This is a genomic window from Streptomyces sp. DF42, from assembly GCF_058267695.1.
In genome coordinates this window covers 5,680,004-5,698,108 of the sequence record NZ_CM177859.1, presented here as the reverse complement: position 1 = coordinate 5,698,108, position 18,105 = coordinate 5,680,004, and the positions used below count along the sequence as shown (strand labels likewise).

Here is an 18,105-nt window from a genome sequence, read left to right as displayed (position 1 = left end):
CGATGGAGTCCGTCGACTGGCGATCGGTGATCCGGGCGGAGAGGGCGGCGACCATGGTTCCGGGCCGCGCACGCTGGAGCGGCGCGCCGCCGACGAGGTGGTGATGGTCTCGGCGGGCAGGGTAGGTCTCCGTGCGGGCGGGATGGCTGGACCGCCGCCTGGCGCTTGCGTCCCCGCTCGTGGGGTGACCGCTGAGCGTGGTGTGAGGGGGGCCTGAATCGCCCGAGGCACATGTGCACTCATGTAAAGGCACCATGGGCAGCGGCCGTTCGCCCCAACAGTCCCCTCCGTATCATGGTGCCGCCGCTCCCCACCGAATCCGAGCGGCTCTGTGTTAAAGGCTGTTGGGGGATGAAGCAAGCATGGGCATGAGGAATGTCAACCCGGACGACCTGGACCAGCTTGCGAAGCTCCTGGACGGTCGTGGGGGTATGCAGGACAAGCTGGACGAGGCATTCACCAGGGCGTCCCAGCTCGGCGTCACGAGCAAGCTGACCTCGCTCAAGCCCCTGCGCAGTTGGGTCACGGACGCGGCACCCGACCTCCGCAAGCGGGCCGTCTTCGCCCGGCTGGAGAGCGGCGACCCCCAAGCCGGCCTGCTCTGGGCCGGGTTCAGTGCCAAGGACATGGAGAAGTACAAGACGGAGCTCGGGCCGGACGCCCTGCTGCTGGCCAACTCCGTTGCCGCCAGCGACGATCCGAACGCCTACAAGTTCAAACGGCAGCCCGACGAGTCCCTGGCGGACTGGGTAGAGCGGCTGCAGGCCCACGCGATCTCCCAGATACCCGGTCTCCAGCCGCACGAGGAGACCATCGCCACCATGATCGGCCTCTACGGTGACTGGGGCTCCGTGACCGCCGCCACCGCCGTCGTCACCATCCAGGGCGCGGGGCTCACCAAGACGCTGCTCGGCAACTCCCTCAAGGCAGGCGCGCTGCGCACCTGGAAGACCCGCCTTGGCGTGGTCATGCGGGGTTCCGACAGCGGGCTCATCCGCTCGGCCGGCAATGGCCTGATCAAGTGGACTCCGAAGATTCGCTCCCTGAGCGCCCCCGGCTCCTGGCTGCCCGGACAGCTCGGCTCGATCTTCGGCCGGAGCTCCGCCTACCAGAGCCTCTCCCGCGTGCCGCTGACGTCCGGCCTCCGCGGTGACCTGATCGGCCAGGGCTACAACTGGGCCCGCTCCACCCCTCTCATGAACAGCCTCCGGGCCAACGGCGTCATCGACTTCCTGGTCGGCTCGGACGAGGCCGCCAAGATGTACGGCGGTTTCACACACTCGGGGCAGGCCGTCGCCCGGGCCGGAAACGCCAGCCTGATCAAGGTCTTCAGCAAGGCCGCCAACAGCCAGCGGTTCGCCAACTCCTTCGCGGAGGCCACGAACGCGGCGCGGGGAGCCGGCGCCCTGCGTACCGGCCTCGGCGCCGCGGCGAAGACCGCCGGATTCCTCCGCGGGGCGGGCATCGTCGGCGGCGTGCTGTCCACCGGCTACAGCGCCGCCAACGTCATCTCGCAGGGCAACCCGGTCACCGCCTTCAAGAAGAACGGCGCCGCGTACGTCGCCGACGTCGCGGAGGTCGGCTTCAACGCCTCGCTGACGGCCGCCATGGTCGCCCCGAACCCGGTGACCATCGGCCTGGCCGTGGGCACCGGCCTCATCTACGGCGGCGCAAAGGTGGTCCAGCACTGGGACGACATCAAGAAGGGCGCGGGAGAGGCAACCAAGTGGGTCGGTGACAAGGCAAAGGATCTGGGCAAGTCCATCGCCAAGTCCAAGGCGAATCCCATGAACTGGTTCTGACCGGCCGGCGGTCACCCCACGCCAACATCGGTCCCCGCACCACCGCAGCCGCCCGCACAGCACGAACACCCCCATCGTGACGAGCAGCTCGGCACACATAACCGGTCAGCCGGGCACCACGCCGCTCACCTCGCGCCGCTCAGCCCTGCATCCACTGACACCCGATCTTGAGGCCCTGGAGAAGGCCTCATCGAGTTTGTCCTGCATCCCGGCTCTGCCGTCAAACAGCTTGGCGAGCCGGTCCAGGTCGTCCCGGGTTAACGTTCCTCATGCTCGGCTCCGGATCTCTGCCGTCACTCGCCCCCGGTCGGCAGCTCTTCCTTGTCCGGCAGCAAATCCGTGATCTTCTCCCAGACCTCGGCCGAGTTGGAGCGAACCAGAACGAGTTGGCTGTCCGGGCCGACCTGGCCCGGCATGATCGGCTCCTCGGGCTGCTCGCGGATCCAGTAGCCGAGGGGCCCGCAGTCCCAGACGGCGAGAGCGCGGATCATGGTGGATGTCTGGCCGTCGTGCCTGCCGTCCCAGGCGGTCGTGATGCGCCAGGTGGCGTTGAGGGAGAGGACCAGGTCCAGGAACTGGCCTAGGGCCGGATCCTTGAGGTTTGTGTCCGCCTCGACGAGTGCCTTGCTTACGAGTTCGCGCGTCGCGTCGTCGTCCTCGCCCGGTTCCTCCAGCGCCACGAACGCGGCGTCCAGCGCCGCCATCTTCGTCACGAGGCGCACCTCGGGGGCGCCCTCCTCGGGCTTCTCCCCGCGATGCAGGTTGACCTTGCGGGCCAGTTCCCAGACGAGGGTGTTGGGTTCGATGGAGACGTACTCCGACTCCTCCTCGCCCGGCCAGCCGTCGTGCGAGATGACGGCTTCCTGGCCCACGACCACGCCGTGGTTGACCGGGCCGTGCTCGCCGGTGACCTCGACCTGGATCATCACCATGGGGTCGGCCAGCGTGCCGAGCAAGTCACGCAGCAGCGGCGCCAGTTCTCCCTCTTCGCCGACCAGGCCGATGCGCTGGAGCTCGACGAGTGACTCCCACAGTTCCTCGGGTGGTGTCTCGCCGTCCAGGAGGTGCGCGAAGACGGCGATGTGGTGGTCGGCCAGGCGGAAACGGGCTCGGGAGCTGTCGTACGAAGGCACTGGGCTGGGTTCCTTCCGCGAGGCGGCGTCAGCGCCGGCTCACTTCTTCTGGTTCTGCAGGTCCTTGGCGTCCTTGGTGCACTGGTGCGCCTCGTCGCGGAGTGCCTGGGCAACTGTGCCGCACGTCGTCTGCCAGCTCTTCAGCTTGCCGCGCACGTGATCCGCGTTCGGGCCCGACCAGGATTTCATGCCGACCGTGCTGTGCTTCTTGGCAGTGTCGACGAGGGCGTCGATATGGTCGGCCAGCGACCTCAACTGGCTGGCGCGGTGGTTGAGTTCCTGAATGTCAGGATTTGCCATAGCAGCCTCCCCCGCTGACTAAGAGCCTCAGCATACCGATCCATGGGTCTCCTTTTACCTGGACCCTCCCGCCCGGATGACCACGGTTTGTTCACCGGATGATCAGATCTCCGGCAGCACTGGACGACGGCTATGTGTGGTGCGGTAGCGTCCACTGTTGCAAACGGACAGTCCGGTTGCCTCTGAACCACACGGGGAGGATCGCCATGGATCGCGGTGCAGATCTTCAGCAACTCCGGGAGCTTTCCAAGCTCTTCGCTCACAAGGCTCACGACCTCCAGGTCCTGATCAAGGACCTGGACGGCAAGACGAGCCACAGCGAGGGCTTCTGGAAGGGCCCGAAGGCCGACCGTTTCCGCCACGACTGGCACGACGTCAAGCCGACGTTCTCGAAGTGGGTCGACACCCTGAACGAGGCCAGCAAGTCGGCGCAGACGAGTGCCGACAACATCGAGCGCGCCACCTGATCCCAGGCTGCCCGCGCGGATGACACTGCCCACCGGGGCGCCGGCCGAGAACCCACGGTTCCGAGTCGGCGCCCCGGCGGCGCGTTCAGGCCCCTTGGTGACACCTGCTCGCCCCTGGAGCAACCCCGCCGCCCGCCGTCCCCGTTGCCGCCCGAAGCGCGCACCGCGGAGACGAGCCTGCGAGCGGACGCGAATGCGATCGCATTCCGGAAGGGGCCGACCACGACGGTCGAAGTTCGACATCCCAGCCCAGGGCTCCGGTCCAGTGGAGAAGTCCGGTCCCTAGATCGCCTGGTGGTACATCCGAGCCTCGGTCGCCGACACCTTGTCCGGCTCGTTCCGGATGGCCGCGTCGATCACCGGAAGCAGCTTGTCGACCTGGTCATTCAGTCGTTTGTTGCGACCCTCCATCTCGCGGTGCCAGGCTCGCGCGTTCTTTCCGACCCAGACCTTGTCACCGCCGATGTCCTCGGTCGGGCGCTTGAGGGCGTCCCTGAGGCGGGCGACCTCCTTGGCGAGGGCACCGCGCAACTTCACCAGGTCCGCTTTTCTCGGATTGTCGACCTTGGGCTCGGAGCCGGTCACAGGTGTTCCCTCTCGTTCTCCGGTTTCTCCGCCATGTCCGCCTGCTTCCGGTCGGACAACAGTCTGCGCCGCCGTATGGTGAGGAAAATCGTCCCCGCCAGGAAGAACGCGGACACGATCAGTGACACCAGCATCGGCAGGGTCAGGACCGGTGGATTCTTCACCCAGGCCGTGGTGAGCACTCGGGTGGGGTCCTGCGGGTCGTAGGTGACCGATACGAGCTTTCCGGTCGCCAGGCCGCCGGGGCGTCTGCCGCCCCAGTCGCTCAGTGTCGGGTCGACCTCGCCCTTGGGGCCCTTGAACTGGATTTGGATGTTGCCGGGGCTACCGAAGTGGTCCCTCGGTGAGGACGTCACCTCCGCCCACGTGGCGACTCCGCGCGAACGCAGGTCGCTGACGAGCGAGTGCGCGGGAAGGGAGAAAGCGAGGAAAATACCGAGGGCCACGAGGAACAGGGTGAACAGCGTCAGGATCAGTCGCCGCTGTGGCACCGGCTGTCGCACAAGGGCGATCTTCCTACGTGACTCCTCCAACCGGGCTTTCTGTTCGCCGGTGTTCGGAGGCGGAGTCCAATCGTTCCGCGACCGCTTCGTCCTCTTCTTCTTCACTATGAGATCCGGTTTCCGTGAGTCACAACCCGAGCCGGCCGCCGACTGTCTTGGCAGCGCCGCCGATGCTCTTGCCGACATCCTTGACCGCGTTGGTGACGGCATGAATGGCCTTCTTGCCCGTATCGGTGTTGAGGGCGTAATAGGCGGCGTACCCAAGGCCGGCACCCACCAGGATGCCCGCTCCCACGGCCCAGCCGACCGGGCCACCGGAAGCGGCACCGGCACCGGCACCGGCACCGGCACCGGCACCGGCACCGGCCACGATCAGCGCCTCAGTGCCTCAGTGCCCCAAGTGGCGGCCATTCCGACGCCGAGAGACGCGACGTTCGACGTGACGGCGACATCGTGCGCTCAGCCGTTCATGACCCCCTGAATCGGCATGAACGACCCACCCGACACGAACAGGCCGCTGCCCGCCGATCCGCCGCCGCTGTTCGCGGGGAGGCGGATGCCGAAGAGTTCGCCGTCCGACGGGCTCTGCGGGGTCAGCAGCACGCCGTTGCGGGACTTGCGGGCCTCGACGGCGAAGCCTCGGTACTGACCGGAGAGGCTGTCCGTCGTGCCGGCCGCGAGCAGGCCGATGCCGCCGTCGGCGCCCTTGCGGACGACTGCCTCCAGGGCCTCGTCGAGGCTTGTGTCGTAGAGGAGTTCGGCGTCGTCGGCGACGACCACGTAGGAGCCGTTCGGCGCCTTGGCGGTCAGCTCTTCCAGGTCGTCCTCGCGGCTGTCGGCGTTGAGCACGCCCAGGACACCGTCCCTGCCCTCCAGGTCACGGAGCGGGGAGCGGCGCGGGGTGACCAGTACCACCGGGGTCCCGGCGCGCAGCAGCGACTCGGTCGCGGCCAGCAGCAGTGTGGAGCGGCCCGACTTGGGCGGCCCCGCGATGACGAAGCCGGGGCCGCTCTCCTCCAGGTCGACGCCGACGGGGTGGAGTTCGTCGCCGCCGACGCCGATCAGTGCCCAGAGGCGGGACGACGGGGCGAAGTCGGGGTCCAGGGCCAGTGCTTCCGACGCCGTGATGCGGGACGGCAGTGCGTCCACCCGCAGAGGGCGGCGGTCGGCGGGAATACGGGCGTAACGTGCTCGCGCCTCCTCCGCGATCTCGCGCAGGGCGCGCACCTGCGCCTGACCCGCCGGGTCCTCGGCCAGAAGGCCGATCTGGGTCTCGTTCACGCCTGTGTCGGTGATCCGCAGCGCACGGCCCGGAGGCATGTTCTTCGGGACCTCGCGAGGCTGGAGTCCGGCCGTGGCGTAGTCGCTCGGGTCGGCGAAACGCATGACGAGCCGGTCCGCGAAGGCGGAGGAGACATGACCGCTGAGGCCGCTGCGGTCGGCCGTCATGACCACTTTCAGCCCCACTGCCGAACCTTCACGGAAAATTCGCTGGGCCGCTTCGAGCAGCGAGCCGTAGTTGTAGTTCTCGAAGGTGGAGGCGAAGCCCTCCCAGCTGTCCAGGAGGAGCACCATCCACGGCAGCCGGTCCTCCGGCGCCGCTGCGGCACGCTGCTCGGCGGTGCTGGACGCGCCCTCCATCGCGAGCAGGCGCTGCCGGCGGGCGATCTCCGCGAGCAGGCGGTCGATGAGACGTCGTACGCGGTCGGGTTCGTCGCGGGTGACCACGGCGCCCACGTGCGGCAGGCGCATCAGCGGCAGGAGGGCGTTGGAGCCGCAGTCGATGCCGTAGAGGTGCACGTCGTGCGGGGAAGTGGCGCGAGCCAGCGAACCGGCCAGCGTGCGCAGGGCCGTCGAGCGGCCGGAGCGGGCACCGCCGAGCAGCAGCGTGTGTTCGCCGTGGACCGGGTCCAGGGCGAGCGGCGTGCGGCTCTGCCTCGCGGGAAGGTCGATGAGGCCGTACGGGATCGGTGCCACGTCGGCACCGGAGCCCGCCGCCCCGTATGCCTCCAGTTCCTGCAGGGTCACCTGCTCCCCCAGCGGCGGCAGCCACGGGCTGCGCTGTTCGCCGTAGCCCATGCGGGCCGCGCCGTCGCGGACCGCGTCGACCAGGACCGCCAGGTCGGTGACCATGGTGCCGTCGTCGTCGGCCTGGTTCTGCTTGGGGAGCGGGCGGCTGTAGGCGTTCCAGGCCAGGGGCTGGAGCGTAGCCTTCGGGCCGGTCTGGCCCGTTGCCGGGCGGCGGCCACCGATACGGGCCGACTGCACGCCGACCAGGGACTGGGCGCCGGAGCGGACATACATGCGACCGGGGGTCGACTTCGCGATGGCGCCCGAGTCCGGGGCGTCGATGACGTCCTGGGATTCCGAGGCGTCCGTTACGCGCAGCGCGATCCTGAGGTTCGTGTTGGCCCGGATGTCCGCGCTCACCACACCCGCCGGGCGCTGTGTCGCCAGCACCAGGTGCACGCCCAGTGAACGGCCTCGACGGGCGATGTCGACCAGGCCCGCGATGAAGTCCGGGAGTTCGGCGACCAGGGAGGCGAACTCGTCGATCACCAGCACCAGTCGGGGCATCGGCTCCAGCTCGGGGCGGAGCTTGCGGGTGTCGTTGTAGTCCTCGATGTCCTTGGCGGCCGCGTCGAAGAGGATCCGCTCGCGCCGGTGCAGCTCTGCCGCGAGCGAGGCCAGGGCCCGCTCGGTCAGGTGGGCGTCGAGGTCGCTGACCATGCCGACGGTGTGGGGCAGCCGGGCGCAGTCCATGAAGGCGCTGCCGCCCTTGTAGTCGATGAGGACGTAGTTCAGGGCGTCCGGACGGTTCGCCACCGCGAGTGAGGCGATGATCGTCTGCAGCAGCTCCGACTTACCGGCACCCGTCGTACCGGCCACCAGCGCGTGCGGTCCGTCCCTGCGGATGTCCAGGACGAACGGGCCGTCCGCCGCGATGCCGATCGGGGCGGCGGTCGTGGCGCCACCCGTGTGCCAGATGCGTTCCACGTCCGCACCCGTGGGGTTGGGCATGTTCAGCAGGTTCAGCAGCCGGGCCGAGGTCGGCAATGCGGCGCCGGCGTCGTCGCGGCTGACGTCCCGCACCGGTGCCAGGGAGCGGGCGAGCAGCTCGCACCACTCGTAGGTGACCTGGTCCGCCAGGATGTCGCCCACGCCCTCCATGCCGTAGCCGCGCACCCGGACGTGGTGGGCGGCGTCGGGGGACCAGGCGACGACGGCCTTGCACTCCTCGGGGAGGAGTCGCTCGTCCTCGTCGATGCAGAGGGCGATGATGCCGTACTGCGGTCCCTCGGTGAGGAGTTGGGGGACGCCGGGGACGCGGCGGAGGAGGCGTGCGCCGTCCAGGATGAGCAGGATGTTGGCGTCCGGGTACAGCTGCCCCATGGCGTTCTGCTGTTCGCGGGCCGCCTTGCGGCGGGTCAGCTCGTTCAGCAGCTCGTTGACCCTGCGGGTGATGCCCTCGGAGTCGAAGCCGACCAACGCCACGCAGTCCTGCCCCTGTTCGGGGTTGGTGTGGGGCAGCCAGTGGGTCCAGTGCCACTCGGCTCCGGCCGCCTGGGTCGCCGACAGGGACACGAGGGAGAGGTCCCGGGGGCTGTGCAGTACGGCGGCCTGGACGCTGATCCACCGGGCGGTGGCCATCGCCCGTGCGCGGTCACCGGCGATGCCGACGACGCCGAGCCTGGCGAAGGGGAGGGTGACCGGGACGTCCGGCAGGACCGGGGGCTGCGGGGTGTCCTCGTCGCCCGACAGGCCGCCGCGCGCCAGGGCGAGTTCCACGTCGGACTCCAGCCCGCCGACGCCGATCCTGAGCAGCATCGCGTCGGGGTCGGTGAGACGGCGCTCCCACAGGCGACGACGCGGGCCGGTGGCGAAGAGCAGGATCTCGGCCGGGTCGGGGGCGTCCTGGCGGCGGGCGCGCTGCTCCTCCTTGCCGAGGACGGCCAGTTCGGCCTTGTGTTGCGCGAGGTCCTTCTTGTACTGCTTCAGCGAGGTCTTGTCCTTCTTCTTGCCCTCGCGGTTCTCGCTGATCCACTGGCCGAGCATCATCAGCGGGCTCATGAGGCAGAACGCCAGCATGTAGACCTGTTTGGTGACGAAGTACATGCCCAGCCCGAAGAACAGGGGCATGATCGCCATGAGGAGCTGGAACTTGGCCTTCTCCCCCTTGCCGGGCGGGACCGGCACCACGAGCCGTCGACGTGGTCTGAGGGGGGACAGCCTGGGCGGGCGGTTGTAGGCGAGGCCGCCTTCGCTCATCAGGGACAGATGCGCGTCGGGTTCGGCCACCCGGTCGAGGACGAGGAGCGAGTCGCCGACCCGGACGACGCCGCCGAGCGGCCAGGACGCCCCGGTCTCCACCGCTTCGTCGTCGAGCAGTACCTCGGCGCCGCCTTCGGCGCTGACCTTGGTGTCGCCCTGCAAGTCGATCGTCACCCGGAGCGCGACCTGCGGCAGCGACGGGTCCGACACGGGCAACGTGCAGGTCGGCGCGGATCCCACGGTTGCCGCTCCCACGCCCAGCCGGACCACCCGGCCGGCCGCGGGTCCGCCGGCCACCCTCAACTCGTACTGGCCGACCGGCTCGCCCTTGCGCAGGAGCGGGCCTATCGAGTCGTCCACGGAGACGCGCATGCCGTCGCGCAGTACGGTGGCGGCCGGTGCCGCCGGATCGCAGTACAGACCGTCGGCCCACAGCGAGGGAGCCCGGGTGTCGGCCGCTCCGTAGCCGGGCATCGGGACCGCGGTGGTGCCCGGCATCTGCACCACGTTCCCCGCACCGTGGCCTGGGTGGGGTGCGGGGTGCCCGAGGGCCGCCCCCAACACCTCCGCGACGTCGCCGGCGGTGGCCATGTCGTCCGTTGCGATCACAACGTCGTGCGGCTCACCACCTTCCTGCACGACCGTGACCAGCATCCGCATGGCGGTCATCCTCCCGTCGGCCCCTGTGGCCACCTGCGTTACATCAGCTAACGGAGACTAATGGCAGTGGCTGCTTCCGCGCTCGGCCGCCCGTGCATCGGGCGTCGGGCGACGAGCGGCGGACACCGGCCGCCGGACCGCCGGCATCGCATGTCAGACCGTCGGCATCGCGTAGCTGTCCGGCCCGTTCGTCACCATCAGCCGGTTTCCGGAGAGCGCGATCTGCCAGTCGTCGCTTCTGTCCTTGTCGTCGGGCCAGGTCCAGCGGACCCGGCCGGTCTTGGCATCCATGCCAGAGACACCGCCCGCCAGGGAACTGCCGACGCTGCAGAGCGTCGTGCCTGCCCGGAGGAACGCTGTCGCAGACACACTAGTGATCGACGGTACGCATGGGAGCGGCGGGCCCGCTGATCCCCCGCTCGTCAGATACCCGAACCTTGGGGCGAAGCCCTCTACTCCACCCGCGACATCCGAGCCGCAGGGTTCCCCTCCGCCTCGCTGTCCGACACGTACTTCAGATCGTCCCCCACCCGCGACAACCGCACTGTGTGCGCCGCCGGGTTGCATCCCGCGTGGTTGGACTTCGCGCCCACCGACGTCGCGACGATCTGCTTCTTCGTGACCGTCTTGACGGTCAGTACGTCGTTGCAGACGCCGCCGAGCTGGTCGGTCTGGCGGAGTCGGCCCAACTCCTCGCCCACGCCCGCCTGGTGGACGGTCAGCCGGAAGGTGCCGACCGGCAAGGCGCCGTCGAGGGCGAGGCCCTGGCCCTCCCAGGTGCCGAGGTAGGTGGCGGGGACGGCGGGCGGGGCGCCGGCCGCCGTCCTGGAACCCTCACTCGGCGTCGCACTCTGAGCGGTACTCGGCGCCGCACTCGAAGCCGCAGTGGGCGCCGGCGAGTACGCCCCCCGGCCACCTCCCGCATCGTTGTGGCCGCCGCTGCCCGGCAGCAGGTCGAACACGAACACCGACCCCACCGTCACCGCCGCCAGCGCTCCCGCGACCGCCAGCGCCACCGTGCAGCTCAGCCGGCGTCCCCGTCCGCCGTCCCCCGGCGTGGACGCCGCGGCCACGGACACGGAGAGCCTGCCCGGCCGCTGTTCGACGGGAGGTGCGTCGCGCGGCTCGGGTACGGAGGCAGGCGCAGGCGCAGCCGCCGGCATCACCGGCGCCGGCCCGAACTCCCCCGCCGTCGGCCGCCCGGCCTCATTTCCACCGGCCGTCGCCCCATCTGCGCCGGTTGCCGCCTCATCCCCACCGGTCGCCACACCGTCCCCACCGGTGGTCGCCTCATCCCCATCAGCCGGCACTGCGTCCCCGACCGAAGGACTGCTGAACCCCACCGGCCCGGAAGCCGCCTCTCTCACCTCAAGGTTCAGCAGCTGTACGGCGCTACGGCTCACCTGCTCCACCAGCGCCCCCGGCAGCCATCCGCCCGCCACCATCCGCGCCGCCCCCTCGGGAGCGATCCGCCGTGCCACCTCGCCCGGAGTCGGCCGCTGCGTCGGATCCTTGGTCAGGCAGGACTCCACCACCTCCCGCAACTCACCGCTCAGCGAGCCGAGTTCGGGCTCCTCGTGGACGACCTTGTAGAGGAGCGCGGCGGACGAGTCACCGGGAAACGGCGGTTCCCCCGTCGCCGCGTACGCCAGCACCGCTCCCAGCGAGAAGACGTCGGCCGCGCCCGTGGCGCCCTTGCCGAGGATCTGCTCGGGGGACATGTAGCCGGGCGAGCCGATCGAGACGCCGGTCGAGGTGAGGGACGTCGTGCCGTCCGTGGCCCGGGCGATCCCGAAGTCGATCAAGAGGGGGCCGTCGAGGGTCAGCAGGACGTTCGACGGCTTCACATCCCGGTGTACGAGGCCCAGTTCGTGCACCGCCGCAAGCGCTTCCGCGAGGCCCGCGCCCAGGACCCGTACGGAATGCAGGGGCAGTTGACCGTTGTCCGTGACCGCCCCCGACAGTGACGGGCCCGCCGCGTACGCCGTCGCGACCCACGGCACCCCGGCCTCGGGGTCCGCGTCCAGGACGGGCGCCGTCCATGCTCCGCCCACCCGGCGCGCGGCCTCGACCTCACGGCGGAAGCGGGCCCGGAACTCCTCGTCGAGCGCGAAGTGCGGGTGCACGATCTTGACCGCGACGGTGCGGCCCCCGGCGCTGCGGCCCAGATAGACGCGGCCCATCCCGCCGGAGCCGAGCCGGCCGAGCAGCCGGTAGGGCCCCACGACGGTGGGCTCTTCGACCCCGAGCGGCTGCATGACCCCCACCCCTCCCCCGTGTCCCCCGTAACGACGAGAAAAGGGTAGTGCGCCGTTCCCCGGCGGCTTACGGCTGCAGCAGCTCCACCTTCACATCCGCCGGGAATCCCGTGGTCGGCCCCACGCGCCGGGCGAATTCCGTGACCGCCGCCAGCTGCGGGCCCCCGAAGCGGAAGTCGAGCGTCGTGAAGTACTGCTCCAGGATCCGCTCGTCGAAGGCTTCCCAGCGGGCCGCCTGCTCTGCGACCTTGCCGACCTCCTCCAGGGAGAGGTTGAGGGAGGCGAGGAAGGCCTCGTGGACCTTGCGGGTGATCTCCGGTTCGCGCGCGAGGTAGTCGCGGCGGGCGGCCCAGACGGCGAAGACGAAGGGGAGGCCCGTCCACTCCTTCCACAGCGTGCCGAGGTCGTGCACCTCAAGGCCGAACCGCGGCCCGTCGAGGAGGTTCGCCCGCAGGGCCGCGTCCCCGATGAGTACGGCCGCTTCGGCCTCCTGCATCATCAGGCTGAGGTCGGGCGGGCAGACGTAGTAGTCGGGCTGGACGCCGTAACGCTCGGCGAGGAGCAGCTGTGCGAGACGGACGGAGGTGCGCGAGGTCGACCCGAGGGCGACCCGGCGGCCGTCCAGCTGGTCCAGCGGGACCTGCGAGACGATCACGCAGGACATCACCGGGCCGTCGCATCCCACCGCGATGTCCGGGAAGGCGACCAGGTCGTCCGCGTTCTTGAGGAACTCGACCAGGGTGATGGGCGCGATGTCGAGGTCTCCCTGCACCAACTGCTCACTGAGCTTCTCCGGGGTGTCCTTCGTCAGCTCGAAGTCGAGGAGCGTGCCCGTCCTCGCGAGCCCCCAGTACAGAGGCAGGCAGTTCAGGAACTGGATGTGGCCGACGCGCGGCCGGGTGCGAGAATTGTCCACATCGCGAGGCTAGACCCTATGGGGTACGGTGCACCCTTCAGGGTGGTGCGGCGCCTTTGCCGTGTCCCGTCAGCCCCATGCGGCACTTTCAAACGTTCGGGTGACGTGATCTTGCCCTCTATTGCTTTCGGCTGCCTGCGTGCTAGGCTCGCCGCAAGTTGCAGTTTGGTTTCCCTTGCAGTACAGAGCCTGCGGAGCATGTAACCGCGGGCTCTAGTCGTTTTCAGACGTATGCAGTAGTGCGGGACTTGTTTTCACACTTGCAGGGTTCTGGAGCAGGGCAACCCTTTGGGCCCAAGGAGGGCTTATGGCTACCGGAACCGTGAAGTGGTTCAACGCCGAAAAGGGCTTTGGCTTCATCGCCCAAGAAGGCGGCGGCCCCGACGTCTTCGTTCACTACTCGGCGATCAATGCGAGCGGCTTCCGTTCGCTGGAGGAGAACCAGCAGGTCTCCTTCGACGTGACCCAGGGTCCGAAGGGACCGCAGGCGGAGAACGTCACCCCCGTCTGAGTCTTCGGTCTTCGGAGCATGGTGCTTTGATCCGGAACAGATAGCAGTACCCAAGGAGCCCCGTGCCGCAAGGCAACGGGGCTCCTGCCTTTCCCCCACAGCCACACAGCTCATACGCGAGAACGCGCACGTGTCATGCGCGAGAGTTCACACGTGCTGCATCACCAGCACGAATGCCGTCCCGGGTGCCAGCGCCTCGTACCTGTGCGGCACGTCTCCCCGGTAGGCCATGTAGTCCCCCGGGCCGAGCTCCGCCTGTTCGTCCGGCGGGCCCGCCTTCACCCGGCCGGCACTGACCACGATGTGTTCGACGGTCCCCGGAATGTGCGGTCGGGAGTCGCGGACGGTGCCGGGCTCCAGCCGGACGGAGTAAATGTCCCGGCGGGCTCCCGGCGGGCTTGCCGACAGCAGGGTGGCCAGATAGCTGGACTGCTCGGAGTGCACAGTGGGCCCCTCACCTGCCCGGATCACCTGAACGGCCGGAGCCGGCGGCTCCACCAGCGCACTGAACGGCACGCCGAGCGCCACCGCCAGCGCCCAGATCGTCTCCATGCTCGGATTCCCGCTCGCCGCCTCCAGCTGGGACAGCGTGGACTTGGCGATCCCGGCCCGTTTGGCCAGCTCGGACAGGGAGAGCCCGGCCCGGGTGCGCTCGCGCCTCAGCGCCGCGGCGATCCAGTCGAGGGGGAGACGGGAGGGCGGAGGCGGCGCGTCGGACATGTTGTTCGCTCCATCGGTACGATCGTTCGCCTTGACGAACACAGTAGCTGCTGTCCATTCTAGAGAACATGCGTTCGCTGCAACGAACACTCGGCAAGGGTCCCGGCAGTGGCATCGGCAGAGGCATCGGCAGGGGACTTCGCAGAGGCATCAGCAATGACCTCGTCCGTGACAGCTCACTCGTCTGGCTCGCGAGCGGCATCGTCGGTGTGTCCTTCGGCGCGATCTCCGTGGCCGGCGGTCTGCCGGTGTGGGTTCCGGTGGTGATGTCGCTGGTGGTGTACGCGGGATCGGCCCAGTTCAGCGCGGTGGGCGTGCTGCTGGCCGGGGGCGGTCCATTCGCCGCGGCCGCCACGGGCCTGCTCCTGAACACCCGGACGGCGGCGTTCGGCCTCGCGGTGGCGGACATCCTCGGCCGGGGGCGCGCGGCGCGGTTGCTGGGCGCCCATCTGGTCACCGACGAGACGGTGGCCTTCGCTCTCGCCCAGCCGGATCCGGTACGGCGCCGGGCGGCGTTCTGGGTCTCGGGCATCGGCCTGTTCGTCGTGTGGAACGTGGGCGTCCTGGCCGGAGCGCTGGCCGGGGACGCCCTCGGGGACACGGCGGCGTACGGCCTGGACGCGGCCTTCCCCGCGGTGCTCGTGGCGCTGGTCCTGCCCACCCTGCGCGAGGACGCGCGGATACGCCGGTGTGCGCTGCTCGGTGCCGCAGTCGCCCTGGCGGTGACGCCGGCCGTTCCAGCGGGGGTGCCGGTGCTGATGGCACTGGCCGGACTCTTCGTGTACGGCCGTAAGGAGGTGGCGAAATGAACGCGACCGTTGCGCTGATCCTGGCTCTGGCAGTGGGGACGTACGCCTTCCGGCTGGTGGGGCCCGTGTTGCACGGGCGGGTGGAACTCCCGGTACGGCTCCAGGAGTTGATGGCGGCCGGCGCGGTCGTCCTGCTCGTCGCGCTGCTGGCGACGGGGGCGCTGACCGAGGGCGGCGGGTTCGCCGGGTGGGCGCGGCCGGGCGGGGTGCTGGTGGCGGGTGTGCTGGCCTGGCGGCGGGCGCCGTTCGCGGTGGTGGTGCTGGGGGCGGCGGTGACCACCGCGGTGCTGCGGATGGCCGGGGTGGGGTGAGCGGCCGGGTGCCGGGGCGGGGCGGGGCTGTCAGTGGCCGCGGGTAGCGTCCCCGGCCATGACCGACACCGACTTCCTCAACGCCACCCGCACCTTCTACGACGCCGTGGCCGACGACTACGCCGACCAGTTCCGCGACGGGCTCACCCACCGGCCCCTGGACCGGGCCCTGCTCACCGCCTACGCCGAACTCGTGGGCGGTGACGGGCCCGTGGCCGACCTTGGATGCGGACCGGGCCGGACCACCGGGTATCTCGCCTCGCTCGGTCTGCAGGTGTTCGGGCTGGACCTGTCGGAGGGGATGCTGTCGATCGCGCGCCGCGAGAACCCGGGGCTGCGGTTCGACCAGGGGTCGATGCTGGACCTAGACCATGCGGACGGCAGCCTGGCCGGTGTCGTCTCCTACTACTCCTCCATCCACACCCCTGTGGACCGGCTCCCGTCCCTGTTCGCCGAGTTCCACCGTGTGCTGGCCCCCGGCGGTCACCTCCTGCTCGCCTTCCAGGCCGGAGACCTACCGCGCCGCCACGACAACCCGTGGGGCCACCCGGTCTCGCTGGACTTCCAGCGGCGCCGCCCGGAACACATGGCGGACCTGCTGACGGAGGCCGGGTTCACGCTGCTGTCCCGGACCGTGCGCGAACCGGACGAGGAGCTCGCGGAGCCGGTCCCGCAGGCCTGCCTCATCGCCCGCAAGCCCCGCGCGTAGGCCCGTAACCCGGCAGGCGACGTTTGCCCGTGAGGGGGCGGCGTCGGGTGCTATTGCCCGGTGCGGCGAGTGGGGGCACCTCCCACCGAGGGGCCCCTGCCCGGGCTCACCGTGTGACGGGGGCGGGCGGGCGGCTCAGCGCTCGTACAACGCCTCCACGTGCGCCGCGAAGTCGCGCATCACCGTCTCCCGGCGCAGCTTCATCGACGGCGTGAGATGGCCCGCCTCCTCCGTGAAGTCCCCGGGGACGATGACGAAGCGGCGGATGGACTCCGGGCGGGAGACCAGTTTGTTCGCCTCGTCCACCGCTCGCTGCAGGATCGCCTTCAACTCGTCGTCGTCGACCAGGAGTTCGGCGGGAACGGGGTGCCTGCCGTTCATCCGGCGCCAGTGGCTGACGCCCTCCATGTCCAGGGTGATGAGCGCGGCGATGTAGGGGCGGCGGTCCCCGACGACCATGCACTGGGAGATCAGGGGGTGCGAGCGGAGCCAGTTCTCCAGGGGGGCCGGCGCGGTGTTCTTGCCGCCCGCGGTGATCAGGATCTCCTTCTTGCGGCCGGTGATGGTGAGGTAGCCCTCGTCGTCCAGGCGGCCGATGTCGCCGGTCGGGAACCAGCCGTCCGTCTGGGCCGGGATCACCCCGCCGCCCTGCGGGTCCCAGTAGCCGCGGAAGACCTGGCCGCCGCTGAGCAGGATCTCGCCGTCGGCCGCGATACGGACCTTCGTGCCGGGCATCGGCCAACCGACCGTGCCCAGGCGGGGTTTGAGGGGTGGGGTGACCGTGGCGGCGCCGGTGGACTCGGTGAGACCGTACCCCTCGTAGATCTCCATGCCCGCGCCCGCGTAGAAGGCCGCGAGGCGGCGGCCGAGCGGGGAGCCGCCGGAGATGAGGTGGCGGATCCTGCCGCCCATGGCGTTGCGGATGCGGCGGTAGACGAGCTGGTCGTAGAAGGCACGGGACGTCTTCAGTGCGGCGCTCGGGCCGGAGCCCGTGCCGGCGTGGCGGGCCTCCATCGCCTCGCCGTAGCGGACGGCGACACTCGCCGCGCGGTCGAAGGCGGACGCACGGCCGCCGGACTCCGCCTTGGCCCGCGCGTTGTTGTAGATCTTCTCCAGCATGTAGGGGATGCAGAGGAGGAAGGTCGGGCGGAACGTGGCCAGGTCGGCCAGGAGGCCTTCCGCGTCCAGGCCCGGTGCGTGGCCCAGGCGGACCCGGGCCCGGATGCAGGCGATCGCCACCATGCGGCCGAAGACGTGCGACATGGGGAGGAAGAGGAGGGTGGCCGGGTCCTCCGTCGACTTCGACTTGAAGATCGGGTAGAGGAGTTCGGTCGCGTTGTCGACCTCCGAGAGGAAGTTGCCGTGCGTGAGCACGCAGCCCTTGGGGCGGCCGGTGGTGCCCGAGGTGTAGATCACGGTGGCGAGCGTGTCGGGGACCAGCATGCCGCGCCGTACGGCGACCTCCTGCTCGGGGACGGGCGCCCCGAGTTCGGCCAGGCGCTCCAGGTGCCCCTTCTCGACGATCCACATGTGGCGCAGGTCGGGCAGCCGGCTCAACTCCGGGCCGAGGGCCGCGGCCTGGCCCACGTTCTCGGTCACCAGGGCGACGGCGCCGGAGTCCTGGAGGATCCACCGCGTCTGGAAGACGGAGGACGTGGGGTAGATCGGCACGGTGACGAGGCCCGCGGCCCAGGCGGCGAAGTCGAGGAGCGTCCACTCGTAGATCGTCCGCGCCATGACGGCGATACGGTCGCCGGGGACCAGCCCTTCCGAGATCAGCCCCTTGGCCAGCGACATGACCTGCGCCGCGAACTCCGCCGCCGTCACGTCCGCCCAGTCCCCGTCCTGCGTACGGTGGCTGAGGACGCGCGCGTCGGGCGCGGCGTCCGCGTTGTCGAACGGCAGGTCGGCGAGCGAGCCGTGGGTGGGCGGCGCGACGAGCGGCGGCACGGACGCCTCGCGCACCTCCCCGCCCAGCCGCCGGATCTCGGGCTCGACGAGTTGGGGCACACCGTCGTAGTCGGACGCGGACGGGTAGGGCACGGACACGGACATGGCAGCTCCTGGGGCGTGCAGCTCGATTCCGCTCTGCTGTGATGTACGTGCAGTGCGTGCCGAGACGTTCACCGGCGGTGCGCGGCTCAAGGGT

General features: G+C 70.0%; 17 protein-coding genes. 6 read left to right on the top strand and 11 right to left on the bottom strand.

All coding sequences use genetic code 11. From position 1 onward, the window contains the following. The first annotated feature begins 368 nt into the window (after positions 1-368). Positions 369-1,802 (top strand): PE-PGRS family protein, encoded by a 1,434-nt coding sequence (locus tag ACYUED_RS26135; RefSeq protein ID WP_266592434.1) that lies wholly within the window; start codon positions 369-371, stop codon positions 1,800-1,802. A gap of 293 nt (positions 1,803-2,095) precedes the next feature. Here the strand turns inward: ACYUED_RS26135 and ACYUED_RS26130 are convergent, their stop codons facing one another. Continuing rightward, complete coding sequence (locus ACYUED_RS26130; protein WP_491285556.1) at positions 2,096-2,935, bottom strand: hypothetical protein; 840 nt, start codon at positions 2,933-2,935, stop codon at positions 2,096-2,098. Positions 2,936-2,974: 39 nt separating this feature from the next. Beyond that, positions 2,975-3,235: a hypothetical protein gene (locus ACYUED_RS26125; RefSeq protein WP_266844567.1), complete on the bottom strand. Its 261-nt coding sequence runs from the start codon at positions 3,233-3,235 to the stop codon at positions 2,975-2,977. Positions 3,236-3,441: 206 nt separating this feature from the next. Here ACYUED_RS26125 and ACYUED_RS26120 point away from each other — a divergent pair, with 206 nt between their 5' ends. Further along, positions 3,442-3,702, top strand: coding sequence for a WXG100 family type VII secretion target (locus tag ACYUED_RS26120; protein WP_266519330.1), 261 nt, complete (start codon positions 3,442-3,444; stop codon positions 3,700-3,702). Between the two features lie 282 nt (positions 3,703-3,984). On the opposite strand, the gene ACYUED_RS26115 is transcribed toward ACYUED_RS26120, so the two are convergent. From ACYUED_RS26115 to ACYUED_RS26085, 7 genes are all read right to left on the bottom strand, one after another. Next, complete coding sequence (locus tag ACYUED_RS26115; protein WP_491285555.1) at positions 3,985-4,287, bottom strand: hypothetical protein; 303 nt, start codon at positions 4,285-4,287, stop codon at positions 3,985-3,987. Continuing rightward, positions 4,284-4,790, bottom strand: coding sequence for a DUF3592 domain-containing protein (locus tag ACYUED_RS26110; RefSeq protein WP_491285554.1), 507 nt, complete (start codon positions 4,788-4,790; stop codon positions 4,284-4,286). Before ACYUED_RS26110 ends, ACYUED_RS26115 begins: the two co-directional genes overlap by 4 nt. Positions 4,791-4,917: 127 nt before the next feature. Beyond that, positions 4,918-5,160, bottom strand: coding sequence for a hypothetical protein (locus ACYUED_RS26105; RefSeq protein WP_491285553.1), 243 nt, complete (start codon positions 5,158-5,160; stop codon positions 4,918-4,920). A gap of 89 nt (positions 5,161-5,249) precedes the next feature. Continuing rightward, positions 5,250-9,722 (bottom strand): FtsK/SpoIIIE domain-containing protein, encoded by a 4,473-nt coding sequence (locus ACYUED_RS26100; protein ID WP_491294439.1) that lies wholly within the window; start codon positions 9,720-9,722, stop codon positions 5,250-5,252. Positions 9,723-9,875: 153 nt separating this feature from the next. Next, complete coding sequence (locus tag ACYUED_RS26095; RefSeq protein WP_491285552.1) at positions 9,876-10,013, bottom strand: hypothetical protein; 138 nt, start codon at positions 10,011-10,013, stop codon at positions 9,876-9,878. Positions 10,014-10,174: 161 nt separating this feature from the next. Then, entirely contained in the window at positions 10,175-11,980 is a 1,806-nt protein-coding gene (locus ACYUED_RS26090; RefSeq protein WP_491285551.1) for a serine/threonine-protein kinase, read from the bottom strand. 67 nt (positions 11,981-12,047) lie between these two features. Next, positions 12,048-12,896 (bottom strand): menaquinone biosynthetic enzyme MqnA/MqnD family protein, encoded by an 849-nt coding sequence (locus ACYUED_RS26085; RefSeq protein WP_491285550.1) that lies wholly within the window; start codon positions 12,894-12,896, stop codon positions 12,048-12,050. A gap of 307 nt (positions 12,897-13,203) precedes the next feature. On the opposite strand from ACYUED_RS26085, the gene ACYUED_RS26080 reads away from it, so the two are divergent. Continuing rightward, positions 13,204-13,407: a cold-shock protein gene (locus ACYUED_RS26080; protein WP_003992177.1), complete on the top strand. Its 204-nt coding sequence runs from the start codon at positions 13,204-13,206 to the stop codon at positions 13,405-13,407. A 147-nt stretch (positions 13,408-13,554) separates the two neighbouring features. Here the strand turns inward: ACYUED_RS26080 and ACYUED_RS26075 are convergent, their stop codons facing one another. Beyond that, positions 13,555-14,127, bottom strand: coding sequence for a helix-turn-helix domain-containing protein (locus ACYUED_RS26075; RefSeq protein WP_491285549.1), 573 nt, complete (start codon positions 14,125-14,127; stop codon positions 13,555-13,557). A gap of 68 nt (positions 14,128-14,195) precedes the next feature. Here ACYUED_RS26075 and ACYUED_RS26070 point away from each other — a divergent pair, with 68 nt between their 5' ends. From ACYUED_RS26070 to ACYUED_RS26060, 3 genes are read left to right on the top strand one after another with little or no spacing between them, the layout of a single operon-like run. Then, a complete protein-coding gene (locus ACYUED_RS26070) occupies positions 14,196-14,936 on the top strand; it encodes an AzlC family ABC transporter permease (RefSeq protein ID WP_491285548.1) in 741 nt (246 codons plus the stop codon). Then, positions 14,933-15,247 carry an AzlD domain-containing protein gene (locus ACYUED_RS26065; protein WP_491285547.1) on the top strand — a complete coding sequence of 105 codons (315 nt, stop codon included), beginning with the start codon at positions 14,933-14,935 and terminating at the stop codon, positions 15,245-15,247. Before ACYUED_RS26070 ends, ACYUED_RS26065 begins: the two co-directional genes overlap by 4 nt. 58 nt (positions 15,248-15,305) lie before the next feature. Beyond that, positions 15,306-15,956: a class I SAM-dependent DNA methyltransferase gene (locus ACYUED_RS26060; RefSeq protein ID WP_491285546.1), complete on the top strand. Its 651-nt coding sequence runs from the start codon at positions 15,306-15,308 to the stop codon at positions 15,954-15,956. Positions 15,957-16,091: 135 nt separating this feature from the next. Here ACYUED_RS26060 and ACYUED_RS26055 read toward each other — a convergent pair whose 3' ends face one another. Then, entirely contained in the window at positions 16,092-18,011 is a 1,920-nt protein-coding gene (locus tag ACYUED_RS26055; RefSeq protein ID WP_491285545.1) for an AMP-dependent synthetase/ligase, read from the bottom strand. Between the last annotated feature and the right edge of the window lie 94 nt (positions 18,012-18,105).